The 17,312-nt window shown below is 55.9% G+C and carries 13 protein-coding genes, 1 pseudogene and 1 other annotated feature; of the genes and pseudogenes, 2 read left to right on the top strand and 12 right to left on the bottom strand.

All coding sequences use genetic code 11. The features are described 5' to 3' along the window. The 3 genes from B4113_RS09900 to B4113_RS09890 all read right to left on the bottom strand — a co-directional run. On the bottom strand, positions 1–2,847 hold a 2,847-nt coding region (locus B4113_RS09900; RefSeq protein ID WP_061912465.1), incomplete at its 3' end, for an Ig-like domain-containing protein. A gap of 79 nt (positions 2,848–2,926) precedes the next feature. After that, positions 2,927–4,219 (bottom strand): folylpolyglutamate synthase/dihydrofolate synthase family protein, encoded by a 1,293-nt coding sequence (locus tag B4113_RS09895; protein WP_061912454.1) that lies wholly within the window; start codon positions 4,217–4,219, stop codon positions 2,927–2,929. 133 nt (positions 4,220–4,352) lie between these two features. After that, positions 4,353–7,013 (bottom strand): valine--tRNA ligase, encoded by a 2,661-nt coding sequence (locus tag B4113_RS09890; protein ID WP_369802252.1) that lies wholly within the window; start codon positions 7,011–7,013, stop codon positions 4,353–4,355. A 69-nt stretch (positions 7,014–7,082) separates the two neighbouring features. Next, positions 7,083–7,546: a binding site (T-box leader), on the bottom strand. Between the two features lie 142 nt (positions 7,547–7,688). Here B4113_RS09890 and B4113_RS09885 point away from each other — a divergent pair. Beyond that, the gene (locus B4113_RS09885) at positions 7,689–7,877 is read left to right on the top strand and encodes a hypothetical protein (protein WP_033844238.1); all 189 of its coding nucleotides are present in this window, start codon (positions 7,689–7,691) and stop codon (positions 7,875–7,877) included. Here B4113_RS09885 and B4113_RS20525 read toward each other — a convergent pair. From B4113_RS20525 to hemA, 9 genes and pseudogenes are all read right to left on the bottom strand, one after another. Next, entirely contained in the window at positions 7,824–8,153 is a 330-nt protein-coding gene (locus B4113_RS20525) for a hypothetical protein (RefSeq protein ID WP_235597987.1), read from the bottom strand. The genes B4113_RS09885 and B4113_RS20525 overlap by 54 nt on opposite strands. After that, on the bottom strand, positions 8,134–9,165 hold the full coding sequence (gene ysxE, locus B4113_RS09880) for a spore coat protein YsxE (RefSeq protein WP_061912452.1): 1,032 nt from the start codon (positions 9,163–9,165) through the stop codon (positions 8,134–8,136). Before ysxE ends, B4113_RS20525 begins: the two co-directional genes overlap by 20 nt. 43 nt (positions 9,166–9,208) lie before the next feature. After that, complete coding sequence (spoVID, locus tag B4113_RS09875) at positions 9,209–10,210, bottom strand: stage VI sporulation protein D (RefSeq protein WP_061912451.1); 1,002 nt, start codon at positions 10,208–10,210, stop codon at positions 9,209–9,211. 195 nt (positions 10,211–10,405) lie between these two features. Beyond that, a complete protein-coding gene (hemL, locus tag B4113_RS09870; RefSeq protein ID WP_061912450.1) occupies positions 10,406–11,695 on the bottom strand; it encodes a glutamate-1-semialdehyde 2,1-aminomutase in 1,290 nt (429 codons plus the stop codon). Positions 11,696–11,710: 15 nt separating this feature from the next. After that, complete coding sequence (hemB, locus tag B4113_RS20520) at positions 11,711–12,685, bottom strand: porphobilinogen synthase (protein ID WP_061912464.1); 975 nt, start codon at positions 12,683–12,685, stop codon at positions 11,711–11,713. Between the two features lie 51 nt (positions 12,686–12,736). After that, positions 12,737–13,450, bottom strand: a pseudogene (locus B4113_RS20515) (uroporphyrinogen-III synthase); the annotation flags it as partial. Then, positions 13,450–14,379 carry a hydroxymethylbilane synthase gene (gene hemC / locus B4113_RS09860; RefSeq protein ID WP_061912449.1) on the bottom strand — a complete coding sequence of 310 codons (930 nt, stop codon included), beginning with the start codon at positions 14,377–14,379 and terminating at the stop codon, positions 13,450–13,452. The gene hemC and the pseudogene B4113_RS20515, both read right to left, overlap by 1 nt. 15 nt (positions 14,380–14,394) lie before the next feature. Beyond that, positions 14,395–15,261 (bottom strand): cytochrome c biogenesis protein CcsA, encoded by an 867-nt coding sequence (ccsA, locus tag B4113_RS09855; protein ID WP_061912448.1) that lies wholly within the window; start codon positions 15,259–15,261, stop codon positions 14,395–14,397. Further along, positions 15,224–16,591 carry a glutamyl-tRNA reductase gene (hemA, locus tag B4113_RS09850; RefSeq protein WP_061912447.1) on the bottom strand — a complete coding sequence of 456 codons (1,368 nt, stop codon included), beginning with the start codon at positions 16,589–16,591 and terminating at the stop codon, positions 15,224–15,226. The genes ccsA and hemA overlap by 38 nt, the downstream gene beginning before the upstream one ends. A 226-nt stretch (positions 16,592–16,817) precedes the next feature. On the opposite strand from hemA, the gene B4113_RS09845 reads away from it, so the two are divergent. Further along, positions 16,818–17,303, top strand: a complete 486-nt coding sequence (locus tag B4113_RS09845) for a LiaI-LiaF-like domain-containing protein (RefSeq protein ID WP_061912446.1) — start codon at positions 16,818–16,820, stop codon at positions 17,301–17,303. The last annotated feature ends 9 nt before the right edge of the window (positions 17,304–17,312 follow it).

Below are 17,312 nucleotides of genomic sequence, written 5' to 3'. Positions count from 1 at the left end.
GCCGCTGTTGCCGCCGTTGTCGCCGCTATTGTCTGTAGGCGGGCGGACGATAACGAGGGCCTTCGCTTCAATATCCCGTCCATCCGCTGCCTTCCCCTTCGCGGTCGCCGTGATCTCTGCATACCCAACATCAACGGCTTGCAAATACCATTTTCCGTTTTCCTGAACGACCTCGACAAATCGCTGATCCGACGAAGTGACAGAACGAAGCGCCTTATCTGTGGCATTTTCTGGGATAAAGCGGAGCAGTGACGTCACGTCAAGCCGCTCGCCGCGATTCATGTAAATGGGCGTCTGAAATGCCATCCCTTCGAGGGCGACATACGGATCGACGACCTGAATCGATGCCGTCGCTGATGCATTTCCTCCATCTGTAGAGCGCACCGTGATGGCCACCGTTCCCGGCTTGAGCGCCGTTACTAGTCCATTTTGCACAACAGCCACCGCCGGATCGCTCGACGACCATACTAACGTTTTGTTACTCGCATCGCTCGGCACGATCGTCACCGAAATCCTTTGCTCGCCACCGACATCCATTGTTGGTTGATAGCCGAGGTTCAGTTCCTTGATCCGCTTCGTATACGTAAACGACGCGCTCGCCAATCCTGTTCCCCTCGTCAACCCTCCCGACGACTGGACAGTGACCGTATACGCCCCGTCGTTCGAAATGGCGATTTCATACGGTGAAGGGAGCGCTACCCAAGCATCCGGGACCCCATTTCGAACGATCTGATAGCGATACGACACCCCTTCGCCGGCCACCGGTCCGGTCAACTTGACCGTCGGCGCTTCGTACGCTGTCGCTCCGTTTGCCACAGCGCCGGCGGACGTCGTGACGGCTAGATGCGGCTTAATATACACGGGCACCGTCTGGCCGTTGCGATAGGTGACAAGTAGCACCCCGTCATCGCTCGGATCGTATTGCAGCGCTTTGACCGGCAGCTGCAGCAGTCCATAGGAGTTAGGATGCTTCGTTCTTCCCACGATGTCGACCCCTTGCCATTTGGTGATCAGCCCGCTTTCATCCCCTTCGTAATAAACATTCGGAAAATCATCCAAACGCACCTTCATTCCGATTCGTTCCGACGGCGGCGTGAGCGTCGAAGTCCGCTCGCCGTAGCGGCTGTCGGTGAACGTTACGAGCGCCGGCGGCAATTGGGTGCCGCTCATGGCGTAGTCGGCTTGCATGACCCATTGCGCGGTCAGCGTCAGCTTGTTCAGCTGGCTGTAGTCAAAGGTTTGCCCGCCGAACGACCACTGCGCGTAACGTTTTCCGTTATTGACAAACGTTGCTACTTTTCCGTCGGGGATGACCGAGATTCCGTCCGGAAGCTCTTGAATGATGCGGACATTGCTGATCGTCCCAGAGACATTGCCGACATATCCTTTCAACGCCAATGAATAAGCAACACGGAAGCGGTTGTCATCGCCGTCCGTTGCCCCTTGCTTAACGAGTTGGTCGATCGGTTTCGTCAGCCCCTGCAGCTTGACCGTTCCATCAAACCATGGCGGGGCTTCCGCCTTGACGGTGACCATTACCGTTTTCGTTGTCACCGGCTGGAGCTGACCGTAGACGTCCCGATACGTTAATTCCGCTTGAAACGTGTACGTCCCTGTTGCCTTGAACGCCACCGGAATGGACACGGTGATAGGATTTGGCGTCCCTTGTCCTGATGAATACGGAATGGAAAAAGAAATATAGGCGTTTTGTTTGCTTTCATCGAGCCGCACTTGTCCGTTCTCGGCAATCGAAACGTTGCCGCCGAGCGACGAAAGCGGAATGCGGACCGTGCCAGTGAGCGCGGGAGTGTTGGCCAGCCGGGAAAACTGCTGGAACAAAGCGTTCAAGTTTTGCGGCGTCCCTTGCCGCGCTTCCCCTCCGGTCATCATCGAAAGCGTCCGCAAATAGTCCATATCGACATCGCCATCACTGCCGAAGCCAATCGAATAGAGAGTGATGTTGTTTTTGCCAAGGTCTTTCGCTATATTGACCGCATCATCGCGAATGTTGTCTTCCAACGTCGAATACGTAAACGGATAGTCATTGTCCCAAGAAAACAGCCAGCCGTTTACATAATCGGCGCCATTGTTAAGAAACAACCGCTTATATCCGTTACGATCGACAAACTGAATGCTTGCATCTTTTCCGTTGCTATACAAGGTGTACGTCACCGGGATCGAAGCGGTCACCTTGTCCCCGTACTTCCAGCCGGAAAACGTTTTTTTGATCTCCTTATAGGTGATCGTGCTCGTCGTATTCAGCACCGTCGGCATTCCATCGGTCAAGAAAATGATGTACTTTTTCCGCGCCGGATCATTAAAATACGACCGGGCGAGCGACAAAGCGGCTGAATAGTTCGTTCCACCATTGGCCGTCAGGCTGTTTCCTTTCTGCAAAATCGCGTCAAGCTGGTTGATGACGTTCGCATTGGCGTCAAACGGAACAAGGCTGTCAAAACGCACGCCATCGGAAAATGGAATGAACGCGAAGCGGTCATTGACATTGGAATTCTCCTTAAAGTAGCTGACCGCTGTTTGCAAAGCGGATTTGGCGCTTTGCAGCTTGGTTAAGGTCATGGAACCGGATACGTCCATGACAAAGACGACATCGATCGGCGGGCGAATCACTCCTGACACCGCTCCTTGCGGAATGAGCGTCACATCGAGCCGGCCTTGGGCATCGCCGTTAGGCGGTTTGGCGTACTCCGGCTGCGAGGAAGTGAACTGCCATTGGAGCGAGGGAAGCGTTGCCGCTTGCACCGGTGCCTCCTTCCCGCCTACGACAAACATAAGCCAAAACACCCATCCGAGCGCGAAAAGCGCGCGCAAAATCCCCCTTTTCTCCATGCTCCTCTCCCCGTTTCGCGACAATTTTCCTATATTTCTATTATACCATCGTTCAACCATTATCGATAGAAAAATTTTCTTATCGGAACTGTTTTTTTACGTCTGAAATAAAGTACAGCGACCCGGTGACAACTAACAGCTCGTCATCTCCCATCTGTTCTTGCTGGGCGCGAATCCAGCCGGTCCAATCATTGGCAGCGTCCTTCTGCGGGTGGGAAGAGAGAGCGGCTAATGCTTCTGCTTGAGCGGCGCGCGGAAAATCGAACGTCGTAAACGTGATCGTGTCAGCCAGCTCGTCAAGCAGCCGGATCATTGGCGCAAGCGGCTTGTCCGCCAACGCGGCAAACAAGACGTGGATGCGTTTGTCCGGGTAATGCGCGCGCACCGTGTCCACGAGCGCGCGGATGCCGGCTTCGTTATGGGCGCCGTCGACAATGACGAGCGGTTTGTCGCTCACCTTCTCAAAGCGGCCGGGCCAAGCAGCTGAAGCCAGCCCAGCGGCGATATGCTCCGGGTCGATCAAAAATGAATAGCCAAGCCGCAATAGTTCGGCCGCCATCACCGCCACCGCCGCGTTTTCGACTTGATGGGCGCCGGGCATGTGAATGCGCACATCGCGGTATTCAGAAAACGGCGTGACAAGCGAAAATTGCTCCCCTTCCGCGGTCGTTTGCTGGTCGGAGACGGTAAAATCAACGCCGAGCCGATATGTTTTCGCTTTCCGCTCCGCGGCCGTCTTGACGATCACCTCCCACGCCTCTGGCTCGTTGACCGCTGTCACGAGCGGCACGCCGGATTTGATGATTCCCGCTTTCTCAGCGGCAATTTGCCCAAGTGTATCGCCTAAGATGTTCATATGGTCATAGCTGACGTTCGTAATGACGGAAACGAGCGGATAAATGACGTTCGTCGAATCGAGCCGGCCGCCGAGTCCGACTTCAATGAGCACGATATCTTGAATGTGTTGTTTGCCAAAGTAATAGAGCATCATGGCGGTAATCACTTCAAATTCGGTCGGTCCGCCAAGTTCCGTCCGTTCAAGCTCGTCCGCGAGCGGCTGAACGACTCGCACTAGCTCCACGATTTCTTCATCTCCGATCGGTTCGCCGTTGACGCTGATCCGTTCGTTGAACTGCTCGACATACGGCGAAGTGAACGTCCCGACCGAATACCCCGCCGCCTGCAAAATCGAGCGCAAATAAGCGACCGTCGACCCTTTTCCGTTCGTTCCGCCGATATGGACGGCGCGGACGCGGCGCTCCGGGTGGCCGAGTTTTTCCATCATCCATTCCATCCGTTTTAGCCCCGGCTTCATGCCAAGCCGCAGCCGCCCGTGAATCCAAGCGACGGCTTCCTCATATGTGCGGATCATCTTCACGACTCCTCCCTTGAGAAGATCAAGATCGAAAGGCTGGCGATGGGCCGGACGGCTTCCGCCAGCGAAAAAGACGAACCCGCCTGATGGCGGATTCGTCTTCATCATAATCAACCGCAAGATCGTTTGTCTACCGTTTCAGCTCAGCGAGGCGCGCTTTCACCGCTTCGCGTTTTTCGATGTAATCTTGCCGCTTGCGCCGCTCTTCTTCGACGACATGGGCCGGCGCTTTCGCCAAAAAGCCTTCGTTGGCCAGTTTCTTTTCGACGCGCTCGACTTCGTTGTTCCACTTGTCAAGCTCTTTTTCAAGCCGCTTGATTTCTTCTTCAATATTGATCAGCCCTTCAAGCGGCAAAATAAGCTCCGCCCCGGTGACGACGGCGGTCATCGCTTTTTCCGGCGCCGGGACATCGGTGTCGATGACCAGCTCGCTCGGATTGCAGAACCGTTCCAAATAAGCGCGGTTTTTCAAAAGCGCTTCCCGCACGTGCTCGTCTTTTGTCTTAATGTAGAGCGCAATCGGCTTGCTCGGCGGCGTGTTCACTTCAGCGCGAATGTTTCGGACCGCGCGGATGATGTCCACAAGCAGCCGCATTTCTTCAGCCGCTTCTTCGTTCGACAGTTCGGGACGCACTTGCGGCCACGGAGCAACGGTGATCGATTCGCCGTCATGCGGCAAGTTTTGCCAAATTTCCTCGGTAATGAACGGCATGAACGGATGAAGCAGGCGCATCGTGTTGTCAAGCACATACGCCAACACCGAACGCGTCGTCTTTTTCGCCGCCTCATCATCACCGTACAGCGGCAGTTTCGCCATTTCAATGTACCAGTCGCACAAATCGTCCCAAATAAAGTTGTACAGCGTGCGCCCGGCTTCGCCAAACTCGTATTTGTCGGCGAGCTTTGTCACCGTGTCGATCGTTTCGTTTAAGCGCGTTAAAATCCAATGGTCGGCGACCGTTTTTTCGCCGCTCAAATCGAGCTCGTCGTACGTCATGCCGCCCATGTTCATCAAGGCAAAGCGCGAGGCGTTCCAAATTTTGTTAGCAAAATTCCACGTCGCTTCGACTTTTTCCGTGCTGAAGCGCAAATCTTGGCCCGGCGAGCTGCCGGTCGCCAAGAAATAGCGGAGCGCATCGGCGCCGTACTGGTCGATCACATCCATCGGATCGACGCCGTTGCCGAGCGACTTGCTCATTTTTCGTCCTTGGGCATCGCGGACAAGACCGTGGATCAACACGTCTTTAAACGGCCGCTTTCCGGTGAACTCAAGCCCTTGGAAAATCATGCGCGATACCCAGAAGAAAATGATGTCATAGCCGGTGACAAGCACATCGGTCGGGTAATAGCGCTTGTAGTCCGGCGAGTCGGTATCCGGCCACCCCATTGTCGAGAACGGCCAAAGCGCCGAGCTGAACCACGTATCAAGCACGTCGGGGTCTTGCTCCCAGTTTTCAATGTCTTTCGGCGGCTCATGGTCGACGTAAATGTCACCCGTTTCTTTATGGTACCACGCCGGAATCCGGTGCCCCCACCAAAGCTGGCGCGAAATGCACCAGTCGCGGATGTTTTCCAGCCAGTGCAAGTACGTTTTTTCAAACCGCTCCGGCACGAACTGCACTTTTCCGTCCGTTTGCTGGAGCTTGATGGCGGCTTCAGCGAGCGGCTTCATTTTCACGAACCATTGCGTTGACAAATACGGTTCAACGACCGCGCCGCTCCGCTCGCTATGGCCGACCGAGTGGACGTGTTCCTCGATTTTAAAGAGGACGCCTTGCTCCTGCAAATCGCGGACGATTTGCTTCCGGCATTCAAACCGGTCAAGCCCTTGGTATTGCATGGCGTTTTCATTCATCGTGCCGTCTTCGTTCATGACGAGAATGCGCGGCAAGTTGTGGCGGTTGCCGATTTCAAAATCGTTCGGGTCGTGCGCCGGCGTAATTTTGACCGCCCCGGAGCCGAATTCCATATCGACATATTCATCGGCAATGATCGGAATTTCGCGGCCGACGATCGGCAATTTCACCATTTTGCCGATCAAGTGCTTATACCGCTCATCATCCGGATGAACCGCCACAGCCGTGTCGCCGAGCATCGTTTCCGGACGGGTCGTCGCCACTTCAATGTAGCCCGAGCCGTCGGCGAGCGGATAGCGCAAATGATAGAGCGCGCCTTTTACTTCTTTATACACCACCTCAATGTCCGACAACGCCGTTTTCGTCACCGGGTCCCAGTTGATGATGTACTCGCCGCGGTAAATGAGCCCTTTCCGGTAAAGCGAGACGAACACTTCGCGCACCGCTTTGGAGAGCCCTTCATCCAGCGTAAACCGCTCGCGCGTGTAATCGAGGCCAAGCCCTAATTTTGCCCATTGGCTGCGAATATGGCCGGCGTATTCTTCTTTCCATTTCCACGTTTCTTCCAAAAATTTTTCCCGGCCTAAATCGTAGCGCGACAATCCTTGCTGGCGCAGCTTCTCTTCCACTTTCGCCTGGGTGGCGATGCCGGCGTGATCCATCCCTGGAAGCCAAAGAACGTCATAGCCTTGCATCCGCTTCATGCGGGTAATGATGTCTTGCAGCGTCGTATCCCACGCATGCCCCAAATGCAGTTTGCCGGTGACGTTCGGCGGCGGAATGACGATCGTAAACGGTTGTTTGTCCGGATCGCCGGTCGCTTCAAAAAACTTGCCTTTCAGCCACCATTCATAACGCCCCGCCTCAACGGCGCGATGGTCGTATTTGGGCGGCATTGACACTTCATGCTGTGCCACTTTTGTTCCCTCCTTCATGTGATCGACAATAGCTGTTGCCTACGGAGTGCATCATCCGATCGGCAAGCAAAAAAGCCCCTTTCATCCGAAAAGGACGAAAGGAGCTGCTTTCGCGGTACCACCTTTTTTCTTAAGCCTAGAAGGCTGGGGATGGAAGGGAGCCGGACGCTTCCCAACCTCGTTTCTCAAATCGAAAAGCCCTGTCGCATCAGGACCGCCTTTCGCACGCTCCCCACTGCTCAAGAGAAACAACCGTTCTCACCAGCGATCTAGAGGATGGAAGCAGAGCGCCGTTCCCATACCACAGCCGCATCTCCGGCTTGGGAAAAAGGCATCTTGAAACGGCGTTTTTCAACCACCGCCCTCTAGGGCTTAAGCGCTTCATTGGCATAACGGCAATCAACCGGCTTCCTCTACTCGGCAGCAGCGCCTTTCAACGAAGCAGCTCAAGGGCGACCTTCCAGCAGCCGCCATCCTAGGAAATCTCGCAGCTTCTGATTTCCCTCTCTGCAGGCGCGGGCCGCTGTACTCCTCCCCGTCTTCGCTTTTATCGTCATCGTCGTTCGATTATTATACTACCATTGTCCATCATCTTTGCCAAGTTTTTATTGATTTATTCGACAGAAAGCCATTTGGTGACAAACGTTCGCCCGTCTCATATTGTATAGTAAACCGGAGAAGGAGGGACGACCGATGCGGCGTTTCAATCCGTACTCATGGCCGCCGTGGCTGCGGCAAGTGCGCGCCATCTGCGCCCAAGTGATCATTCCGCTCGCCGTTTTTCAGGCGATCCGCACCATTTTGCTGCCGACAACGTTTGACGTGCTTTTATTGGCCATTCTTGTGTTGGCGGCTGTCGCGTTCCGTTTGGAATGGATTTAGAAAATGGGATGTAAAACAAACATTCAACTTATCATCGCTCAAGGCAACGAACGGTTTTTCACCAACGTTTTCGGCTTCCATGGCCATAGAAGGCTGGTGAAAAACCGCTGTCACACACGAATCGGCGGCATGTTCATTCAGAAAAGAAAGTTGATTGTGCAAGGTTTCTCTAATTGAGAAACAGATGGGATCAGCAGTATTTTTCCCTAAATCACCGGCCTCATAGGCGTTTCCGGATTTCTGTTCGAGGATGGATTTAGCCTTGACCGTGTTCATCGATCGGCGCTTCGGCGTCACTCATCTCTTTTTGTTGCTGTGCGGCATCGCGCTGGACAAGATGCATGACGACCGCTTCCATGTTTTTAAAGGCAAAATAACAGCGCTGCAAGGCGGCGACGTAGGCCCGCTCGTTCCGTTCCGTCCGCCGGGTGGCTTCATATCGCTCCAAACAGCGGACAAACCCGCGCGGCTCGGCCAAGTGGCCGTATAAAAACGCCCGCTCCCCGGCGGATAGTGGCAGCGCTTTTTCATATTCATCGATGCCATCAAACCACGCCCGCGCAAGCGGCGGAAACGTTTGAACATGGGTGCGAAACGCGGCGATCAAATCGTATACCGGCGAATTCCAATGCGCCCGCTCCCAGCTGATCCAATACGGCGCCACGTAGTGGGAGAGGCGCGCTTTTCCGTGCACCCAAGCCGTCCGCCATTGCTTCGTTTCCTTGAGCGCCTCCTCCCACGCAGCCAACTGCTCCTCGGCGAACGAATACGCGCGCATCACTTCATGAAAATAGGTGCAGCATTGGAGCTGAAACGGCGACATGTACCACGCCGATTCATACGTTTCGACTCGCTCTTCCCATAAAGCTCGCGCTCGTTGCCATTCGTTCTTTTTTTGCTGGCGGTACGCTTCGATTTCTTCCTCTTTTACCGCCACCGTGCGGATGGTGGCGCGGTGCAGCTCGGCCAACCCGCGAAAGAAAGAGCGGACAACCTCGTCGTCCGCTTTCACCCCTTGATCATGCCAAGCCTGCAAATAATAAAGGCGGCCTCCATCGACCGCAAACGGTGACTGTTGGCGCGTCCCGTACACCGGCGGACAACGGCGGCCATAGTAGCGAAGCGACTGCCAAACCGCTGCCGCCTCCCGTTCGTCATGGAGCGCCTTTAAAGCGAAAACGCCGTTTGTCGTGTACACTTTCGCTACTTTGCCCCGCTGTTCGATGCGCTCCGGCGTCACCCCATATTGGGCAAGCAGAGCGCGCTGGCTGGCAAACCGTCCATCCATCGTGATGCCCCCTTGACGGCAAAAGAAGCGGAAAGCACCCTGTTCATGAGAACGAACGGCTTCCCGCCATGGCCGGAATATAGAGCAGCTGCCCTTCGTGGACGTCATCCGGGCTTTCCAAATCGTTGGCGCGCAAAAGCTGAGAAACGGTCACCTCATATCGTTCCGCAATCTTGTCCAACGAATCCCCTTGCTGGACGATGCAAATTTTCACTTTCGTAAACTCTTCCGTCTCGCTTTTCGCAAACAGTTTTGTCAAATAGAGCGCATTTTCGCTTTTCGTTTTCGTCTCCTCTGTCCCTTCTTCCTTCTCTTTTTTCGCCGCCCCGATCGATACTTTGGCCTCGGCGGACGGCAAGAGGGAATCGGTCTCGTCATCCGCTGGCGCGCTGACCGCCTTCGTTTCCGTCTCAAGCGGCAGAAACGGCTCTGTTTCATTTTCTACTTCTTCATGGCGGCTAGCGGCAAGCGCCGATGATTCATCCGCTTCATAGCGAAAAGGAGAAGCGAATGCAGACGGTTCGGGATCATCCACCTCTTTGCGGGCCACTGATTCAAACGGGGCAAACAGCGGCTCTTCTTCCTCATCAGCCGGCAACTCGGAAGCGAGCGGCGCGTCGCTGATGCCGCTGATGGAAATATCGGCGGTCACCACCAACCGGCCATTGTCGCCCAACTCATAGTCAAACGATTCGACCGTCACGTACACGTCATCAAGCGAGCGAATCCGGTTTTTCGGAATCGTGATATCAATAGGGAATCGGTGCGACAGTTCGCTGACGCCGTCGTCGCGCACCGCGATGTGCTGAATGAACCGATAGCTCGCCAAGTCAAACGCGTCCTCTTCCTCGGCAGCAGCTAGTTTCGGCTGCGCTGAGCGGAACTCCCCGCTTAACTCAAGCGCGCCGCGAATCGTGATATATTGATCATACTCCTCAACGGAAATGACCGGATCGAGAGAAATGGACAAAAACTCGGCGACTTCCTGTCCGCTTTGAAACCAGACCGATTCTTCGAGCGAAAAACGCAAATACGACTGCTCCAACCGGGCCTCCTCCTTCCGTCCCTTCGCCAAATGGTTTCTATGACAGTATCCATTGTATGAGCGAAAAAAGGACAGTATGATAAAAAAATCGGGCTGAGCCTTTACGATCGGCACCACCGATCACGGCAGAAGCAGTCAGCACGTCTATGCAGCAACGAAAGAGGGTATCCCGCTTTTGGGACACCCTCGTTTCGTTTAGCCGCGCAGGCGGGTAAACACCCGTTCGGCAGCGGCGATCGTATATTCAATGTCTTCATCGCTATGCGCCGTCGACAAAAACAGCCCTTCAAATTGCGACGGCGGCAAGAAAACGCCTTCGTTCGCCATCTCCCGGTAATAGGCGGCAAACAGCTCCAAATCGGACGTTTTGGCCGTCTCGTAATTGATGACCGGCTCGTTTGTGAAGAAAAAGCCAATCATCGATCCAGCGCGGTTGATCGTGTGCGGAATGCCGTACTTTTCCGCCGCCTGATGAAGACCGTCAGCAAGGCGAGCCGCCTTGCGACCAAGCTCTTCGTACACTTCCGGCGTCAATTGTCGCAGCGTTTCGTAACCGGCCGTCATGGCGAGCGGATTGCCGGACAGCGTGCCCGCTTGATAGACCGGCCCGCTCGGGGCGACAAGCTCCATGATCTCCGCTTTGCCGCCGTACGCCCCAACCGGCAGGCCGCCGCCGATCACTTTGCCGAGGCACGTCAAATCCGGCTCCACGCCGTAATACCCTTGCGCGCAATGGTAGTCGACGCGGAATCCGGTCATGACCTCATCGAAAATCAACAAAGCGCCGTATTGTTTCGTCACCTCGCGCAGCCCTTCCAAAAAGCCGGGAACGGGCGGCACGACTCCCATGTTGCCGGCGACCGGCTCGACGATCACCGCCGCAATGTCTTCGCCAAACCGCCTAAACGCATAGCGGACGCTGTCCAAATCGTTGTACGGCACCGTGATCGTATGCTGGGCGACCGCTTCCGGCACGCCCGGGCTGTCCGGCAAACCGAGCGTCGCCACGCCGGAGCCGGCTTTAATGAGCAGCGAATCGCCATGGCCATGATAGCTGCCTTCAAATTTAAGGATTTTGTTGCGTTTCGTATAGCCGCGCGCCAAACGCAAAGCGCTCATCGTCGCCTCAGTGCCGGAGTTGACCATGCGCACGACCTCGACGGACGGCACCCGCTCGATGACGAGCTTGGCGAGCTCATTTTCAAGCAGCGTCGGGGCGCCGAAGCTCGTTCCTTGCTCCGCCACCCGCTTCAACGCCTCAACGACGTGCGGATGGGCATGTCCTAAAATGAGCGGCCCCCACGACAACACATAGTCGATATATTCATTGCCGTCAATATCGTAAATTTTCGAGCCTTGGCCGCGCGCCATAAAAATCGGCGTCATCCCAACCGACTTGAAGGCGCGCACCGGGCTGTTCACTCCGCCCGGCATCAGCCGCACCGCTTCTTCATAAGCCGCTTTTGAACGATCATAGCTGCGCACGATTCCGCCCCCTTTCTATTCGGCAAGCCAACGGGCTACATCTTTCGCAAAATACGTAATGATCAGATCAGCGCCCGCCCGCTTCATTCCAGTCAGCATTTCCATCACGACCGCCTTTTCGTCAATCCAGCCGTTTTGCGCCGCCGCTTTGATCATCGAATATTCGCCGCTCACATTATAGGCGACAAGCGGCAGCGGGAACCGGTTTTTAATGTCGCGGATGATGTCCATGTAGGCGAGCGCCGGCTTCACCATCAAGAAATCAGCGCCTTCTTTGACATCCGACTCCGCTTCCCGAAACGCCTCGAGGCGGTTGGCCGGATCCATTTGGTACGTTTTCCGGTCCCCGAATTGCGGCGCGCTGTCCGCGGCTTCGCGGAACGGGCCGTAAAACGCCGACGCGTATTTGATCGCGTACGACATGATCGGCACGTTCACAAACCCGGCTTCGTCAAGCCCGCGGCGAATGGCGGCGACAAATCCGTCCATCATGTTCGACGGGGCGATGATATCAGCGCCCGCCTGCGCTTGGCTGACCGCCGTCTTGGCGAGCAGCTCAAGCGACGGGTCGTTCAGCACTTGATCGTTTTCCACGACGCCGCAATGGCCGTGGCTCGTATACTCGCACAAACACGTATCGGCGATCACGACCATTTCCGGATGCTGCGCTTTGATTTGGCGAATCGCCCGCTGAACGATTCCGGTTTCACAGTACGCCTGCGAACCGACCTCGTCTTTTTCATTGGGCACGCCAAACACCATCACCGCCCGAATGCCAAGCTTGGCGATGTCATCGATTTCTTCTGGCAGACGATCGAGCGATAAATGGTACACCCCCGGCATCGACAACACTTCGCGGCGAATGCCGCTCCCTTCCACGACAAACAGTGGATAGATGAAATCATCAACATGAAGATGCGTCTCCCGCACCATCGCCCGAATGGCGGCTGTTTGCCGCAGACGGCGATGGCGGTCAAACGGTAATGTCATGCGCGTCCCCTCCATGGAAAAATATTGTTCCATCGCTCTGATTATACCATCGGCCGTGTAATCAGTGGGACAAATCTGGACGGCGATTCCTTCCCGCTCCGCCGCGTCTTTCGTCACCGGCCCGATGCAGGCGACAGCCGTGCCGGAAAGAAGGAAGGCGGCTTCGCGGCCGAGCAGGCGGACGAGGCTGGTGACCGCTGATGGACTCATCAATGTCACGACATCGACCTTGCGCGCGCGAAGCAGCGACAAGAGCTGCTCTCGTCCGCTCGCATCTGGCACCGTCTCATACACCGTCAACTCCTCGACGACCGCGCCGGCTTCCCGCAGCATGGCCGGCAGCACAGGACGCGCCAAATCCCCCTTGACAAACAGCACCCGCGCTCCGCGGCGCAGGCGTCCAGCGAGCAACACGGCGAGCCGCTCGGCGGTGAAATCATCCGGCACGAGCGCCGGCGCCACCCCGTACTCCGCGAGCGCCGCCGCCGTTTTCCGGCCGACGGCGGCGACGTTCGGCAGCGACTGCGACGGCGAAACATAGGGAAAAAAGCAGCGGACCGCATTCGCGCTCGTAAACACAAGCCAGTCATAGTCCCCAAGCCGCGTGGCCAGCGCCGCCAGCGCATCCGGCCTCGCCGCCTCACGGATGGCAATGAGCGGAATCTCGACCGGGATGGCGCCGGCTTCCCGCAGCTTCGCGGAAAACGGCGCCGCCTGGTCCTTCGCGCGCGTCACCAGCACGGTCTTGCCGACAAGCGCGCCCATCAACCTTCCAGCCCCTTTTTCACCCGTTCGATCAGCTCCTTCGCCCCTTGTTCGCTCAAGATGGCGGCCGCCTGCCGGCCGACCGCTTCCGGATCGGCGCCGGCGACGATTTCTTTATACACTTCTTTGCCGTCCGGAGCGGCGACCAAGGCGGTCAGGCGCACCATGCCGCCATCCGTTTCGGCGTAGCCGGCAATCGGCACTTGACAGCCCCCTTCCATCTGCTGCAAAAAGGCGCGCTCCGCTCTGACCGCCCGCTCCGTCTCTTCATCGTTCAGACGGCTCAACCACTCGCGCAGCTCGCGATCATCGGCGCGGCACTCGACGGCAAGCGCCCCTTGACCGACCGCCGGCACGCATACATCGAGCGGCAAATAGTCGCTGATGACCTCATCGCTCCAGCCCATGCGCGCCAAACCGGCAGCCGCCAGCACGATGGCGTCGTACTCGCCGTTTTCCAACTTCGCCAGCCTCGTATCGATGTTGCCGCGAATCCATTTGATCGTCACATCCGGGCGGTAGGCGAGCAGCTGAGCGGAACGGCGCAGACTGCTCGTGCCGATCACCGCTCCGGCCGGCAGCTCCGCCAACGTCCGCTTTCCTTTGCTGACGAGCACATCGCGCGCGTCTTCGCGGCGCGGCACCGCGCCGATGACTAACCGATCCGGCAGCACCGCCGGCATATCTTTCATGCTGTGGACGGCCATATCAATACCGCCGACGAGCAACTCATGCTCGATCTCTTTCACAAACAGCCCCTTGCCGCCCACTTTGGAAAGGGTGACATCGAGCACGCGGTCCCCTTTCGTGACGATTTCTTTCACCTCGAACGTAAACGGCGCCCCGCGCCGCTTCAATTCGTTGATGACCCAATTCGTCTGGGTCAACGCCAGCTTGCTGCGCCGCGAGCCAACGACAATGTTCCGCATCTCGCTCCTCCTCAATCATGAGTACCAAAAATGAAATTTTGACAAACTGCCAAACAAGAAAAAGTTAACGAGCAAAAACAAAAACGAGCCGATGTTCCATAGCGCGATCGTCTTGCCTTGCATCTGCCGAACCACTCGTTTGTAAAAATAGATCGCATAAACGAGCAGAACGACAAACGAGCCGAGCACCTTCGCGTCATACCAATGAAAATGGTCGATTTGGATATACGCCCAAATGACGCCAAGGATCAATCCCAATAACAACATAGGCAAACCGAGCAAGTTTAAAACATACGACCAAAAATCAAGCCGGGACAAATCGGCCATCCGCCAAAGCCGCGCCCCCCACTTTTTCTTTTTCAACAAGCTGTATTGCAGCATATACAGCACGGAAAACAGAAACGACAACGTAAACGCCGCGTAAGCTCCAAGAGCGAGCGTAATATGAATGATCAACAGTTCGGAAACGAGCCGCTCCGCCACCGCGGGCGACTGCGAGGACGGCGCAAACGTATGAATGGCCAAAATGAAAAACGCGAGCACATTGGTAAAGAACACGATAAAATCAACGCGCAGCAGCCGATTGATGACGAGCGACAGCGTGATGAGCAGCCAAGCGTAAAAATAAAGACCTTCCGACATCGTCAAAATCGGAAAGCGCTTCGTCTCGATGATGCGGAAGGCAAACGTCAAGGTTTGCAAAAACCATACAACAGAAAGCAACCAGAAGGCGATTTCGTTCGCCTTCCGGTTTTGCTGCAAAAAATCGATAAAGTATAGAAGAATCGATACAATATAAAGCGAAATGGACAATTCATAGACAAGCGGCACGACAAATCCCACCTTACAGCTGCCATGACGGACGGGCAGCGCGGGCCGCATCAACGCCCTGCTCATCGCGCCGTTCGGCGTTCGCCTGCTGCATGTGATGGCGCTCGGCGTTCACCATGTCCTCGATGTTAAAAATTTTTGCAAACAGCTGGAGCGCTTCGTCGGCGTTCGGTCCGGCGGCGAGCTCCTTCGCCTGCAAAATCGGGTCGCGCAACAACTGATTGACGATGCTTTTCGTATGCTTGTTCAGCACTTTCCAGTCACGCTCCGACAAATGCGGCAGCTTCCGCTCTAAACTTTTCATCGTTTCTGCCTGAATGGCGAGCGCTTTCTCGCGCAAAGCGGCGATCACGGGCACGACGCCAAGCGTTTGCATCCATTGGCCAAACGCCGCGAGTTCCGCTTCGATCATCGTTTCGATGCGGGCGGCCGCTTTCTGCCGCTCCGCCACGTTCGCCGCGACGACGTCTTGCAAATCGTCGATGTCGTACAAAAAGACCGTCTCAAGCTCGGCCAACGCCGGATCCAAATCGCGAGGCACGGCGATGTCGATCATCAAGAGCGGCCGGCCTTTGCGCATTTTCTCGAGCGGCGCCATCATCTCTTTGGTCAACAGATAGCCTTTGGCCCCTGTGGAGCTGATGACAATATCGGCTTCAAGGAGCGCACACGACAGTTCGCCGAGCGGCTTCGCCTCGCCGGCCAATTGTTCGGCGAGCTGCTTCGCTTTTTCCAACGTTCGGTTGACGACCGTCACTTTGCCGACGCCGCTGCCGTGCAAGTTTTGCGCCGCCAACGTCCCCATTTTGCCAGCGCCGATAATGAGCACATGCTGATGGGCAAGGCGGCCAAAAATTTTCTTGGCCAGCTCGACCGCCGCATAGCTAACCGACACAGCATGGGCGCCGATGCCGGTTTCCGAATGAGCGCGTTTGGCAAACGTCACCGCCTGCTTAAACAAGTGGTTGAAAATCGTTCCGGTCGTGCCCCGCTCTTGAGCCAGCAAATAGCTCGTCTTCACTTGTCCTAAAATTTGCGTCTCCCCAAGCACCATCGAATCGAGTCCGGCGGCGACGCGAAATAAATGCCGGATCGCCGCTTCCCCTTCCAACGTGCGCAAATACGGGGCGATCGCCGCCACTTCGATGTCGAACCAGTCGGCTAAAAACGATTTTATATAGTAGCGGCCGGTATGCAGTTGATCAACGACCGCGTAAATTTCCGTCCGGTTGCACGTCGAAACGATGACGTTTTCAAGCACGCTCTTTTGGTTGGCGAGCTGCGCCATCGCTTCGCCGAGCTCTGCCTCGCTAAACGCCAACGTTTCGCGAATTTCTACAGGGGCGGTCTTGTAGTTGACGCTAACAGCCAAAATTTGCACGATGCCATCTCCCCTTACAGATGCGTTCCTTTCATCATTATACCACAACTGTCCATCGTTCCGTTTGAAAAAATTGTGAACATGGTAGCCAAGCTAGCGGATTGGATCCATAATGGAATCAACCGCTTTCGCAAAAATTGTGAACATGGCGGCCAAGCTATGCTAAACTGTAAACAGTTCTTCTGCTCTCAGCAGGTGCAAAAAAAGAAGAAACGGGGGCGCAGCGATGAAAAACAAAACAGCATTTTCCGGCATCTTGTTCATCGGCCTCGGGCTGTATTTTCTCGCCGGGCAGCTCGAGGCGCCAGTGTTGCGGTTATTTCAAGGCTGGCCAGCATTGCTTGCCATTTGCGGCGCATCGTTGCTCGGTCAAGCGTATTCGGCGCGCGAGCATCAGTTTATTTTTCCCGGCTTCCTGTTACTAGGCTTCGGCCTCGAATTAATGCTCCCCGCCGCGTTTCCATCGTGGCCCCGTGGCGTCAACGTCTTTTTTTTGATCATGGCCATCGCTTTTTTCGCCAGCGGCCGCAAACAAAAAAGCGGGGCTGGCTTCGGTGCGCTGTTTTTGCTTCTTTTCGCCATAGCGACGTTTTCCGGGCGCATCCAGCCGCTGTTTTCCCTTGTCCAAGCCGGCTTGTCTTCCTTCTTATCGTTTTGGCCGCTCGGGCTGGTCGCCGTCGGCGTGTATTTGTTGTGGGCAAGGCGAAAATAGCGGGGCGGC

The sequence above is a fragment of the Geobacillus sp. B4113_201601 genome, from assembly GCF_001587475.1.
Classification (GTDB): Bacteria; Bacillota; Bacilli; order Bacillales; family Anoxybacillaceae; genus Geobacillus; species Geobacillus icigianus.
The sequence above is the reverse complement of the archived record's forward strand: the minus strand, read 5'-3'. Positions and strand labels throughout refer to the sequence as shown.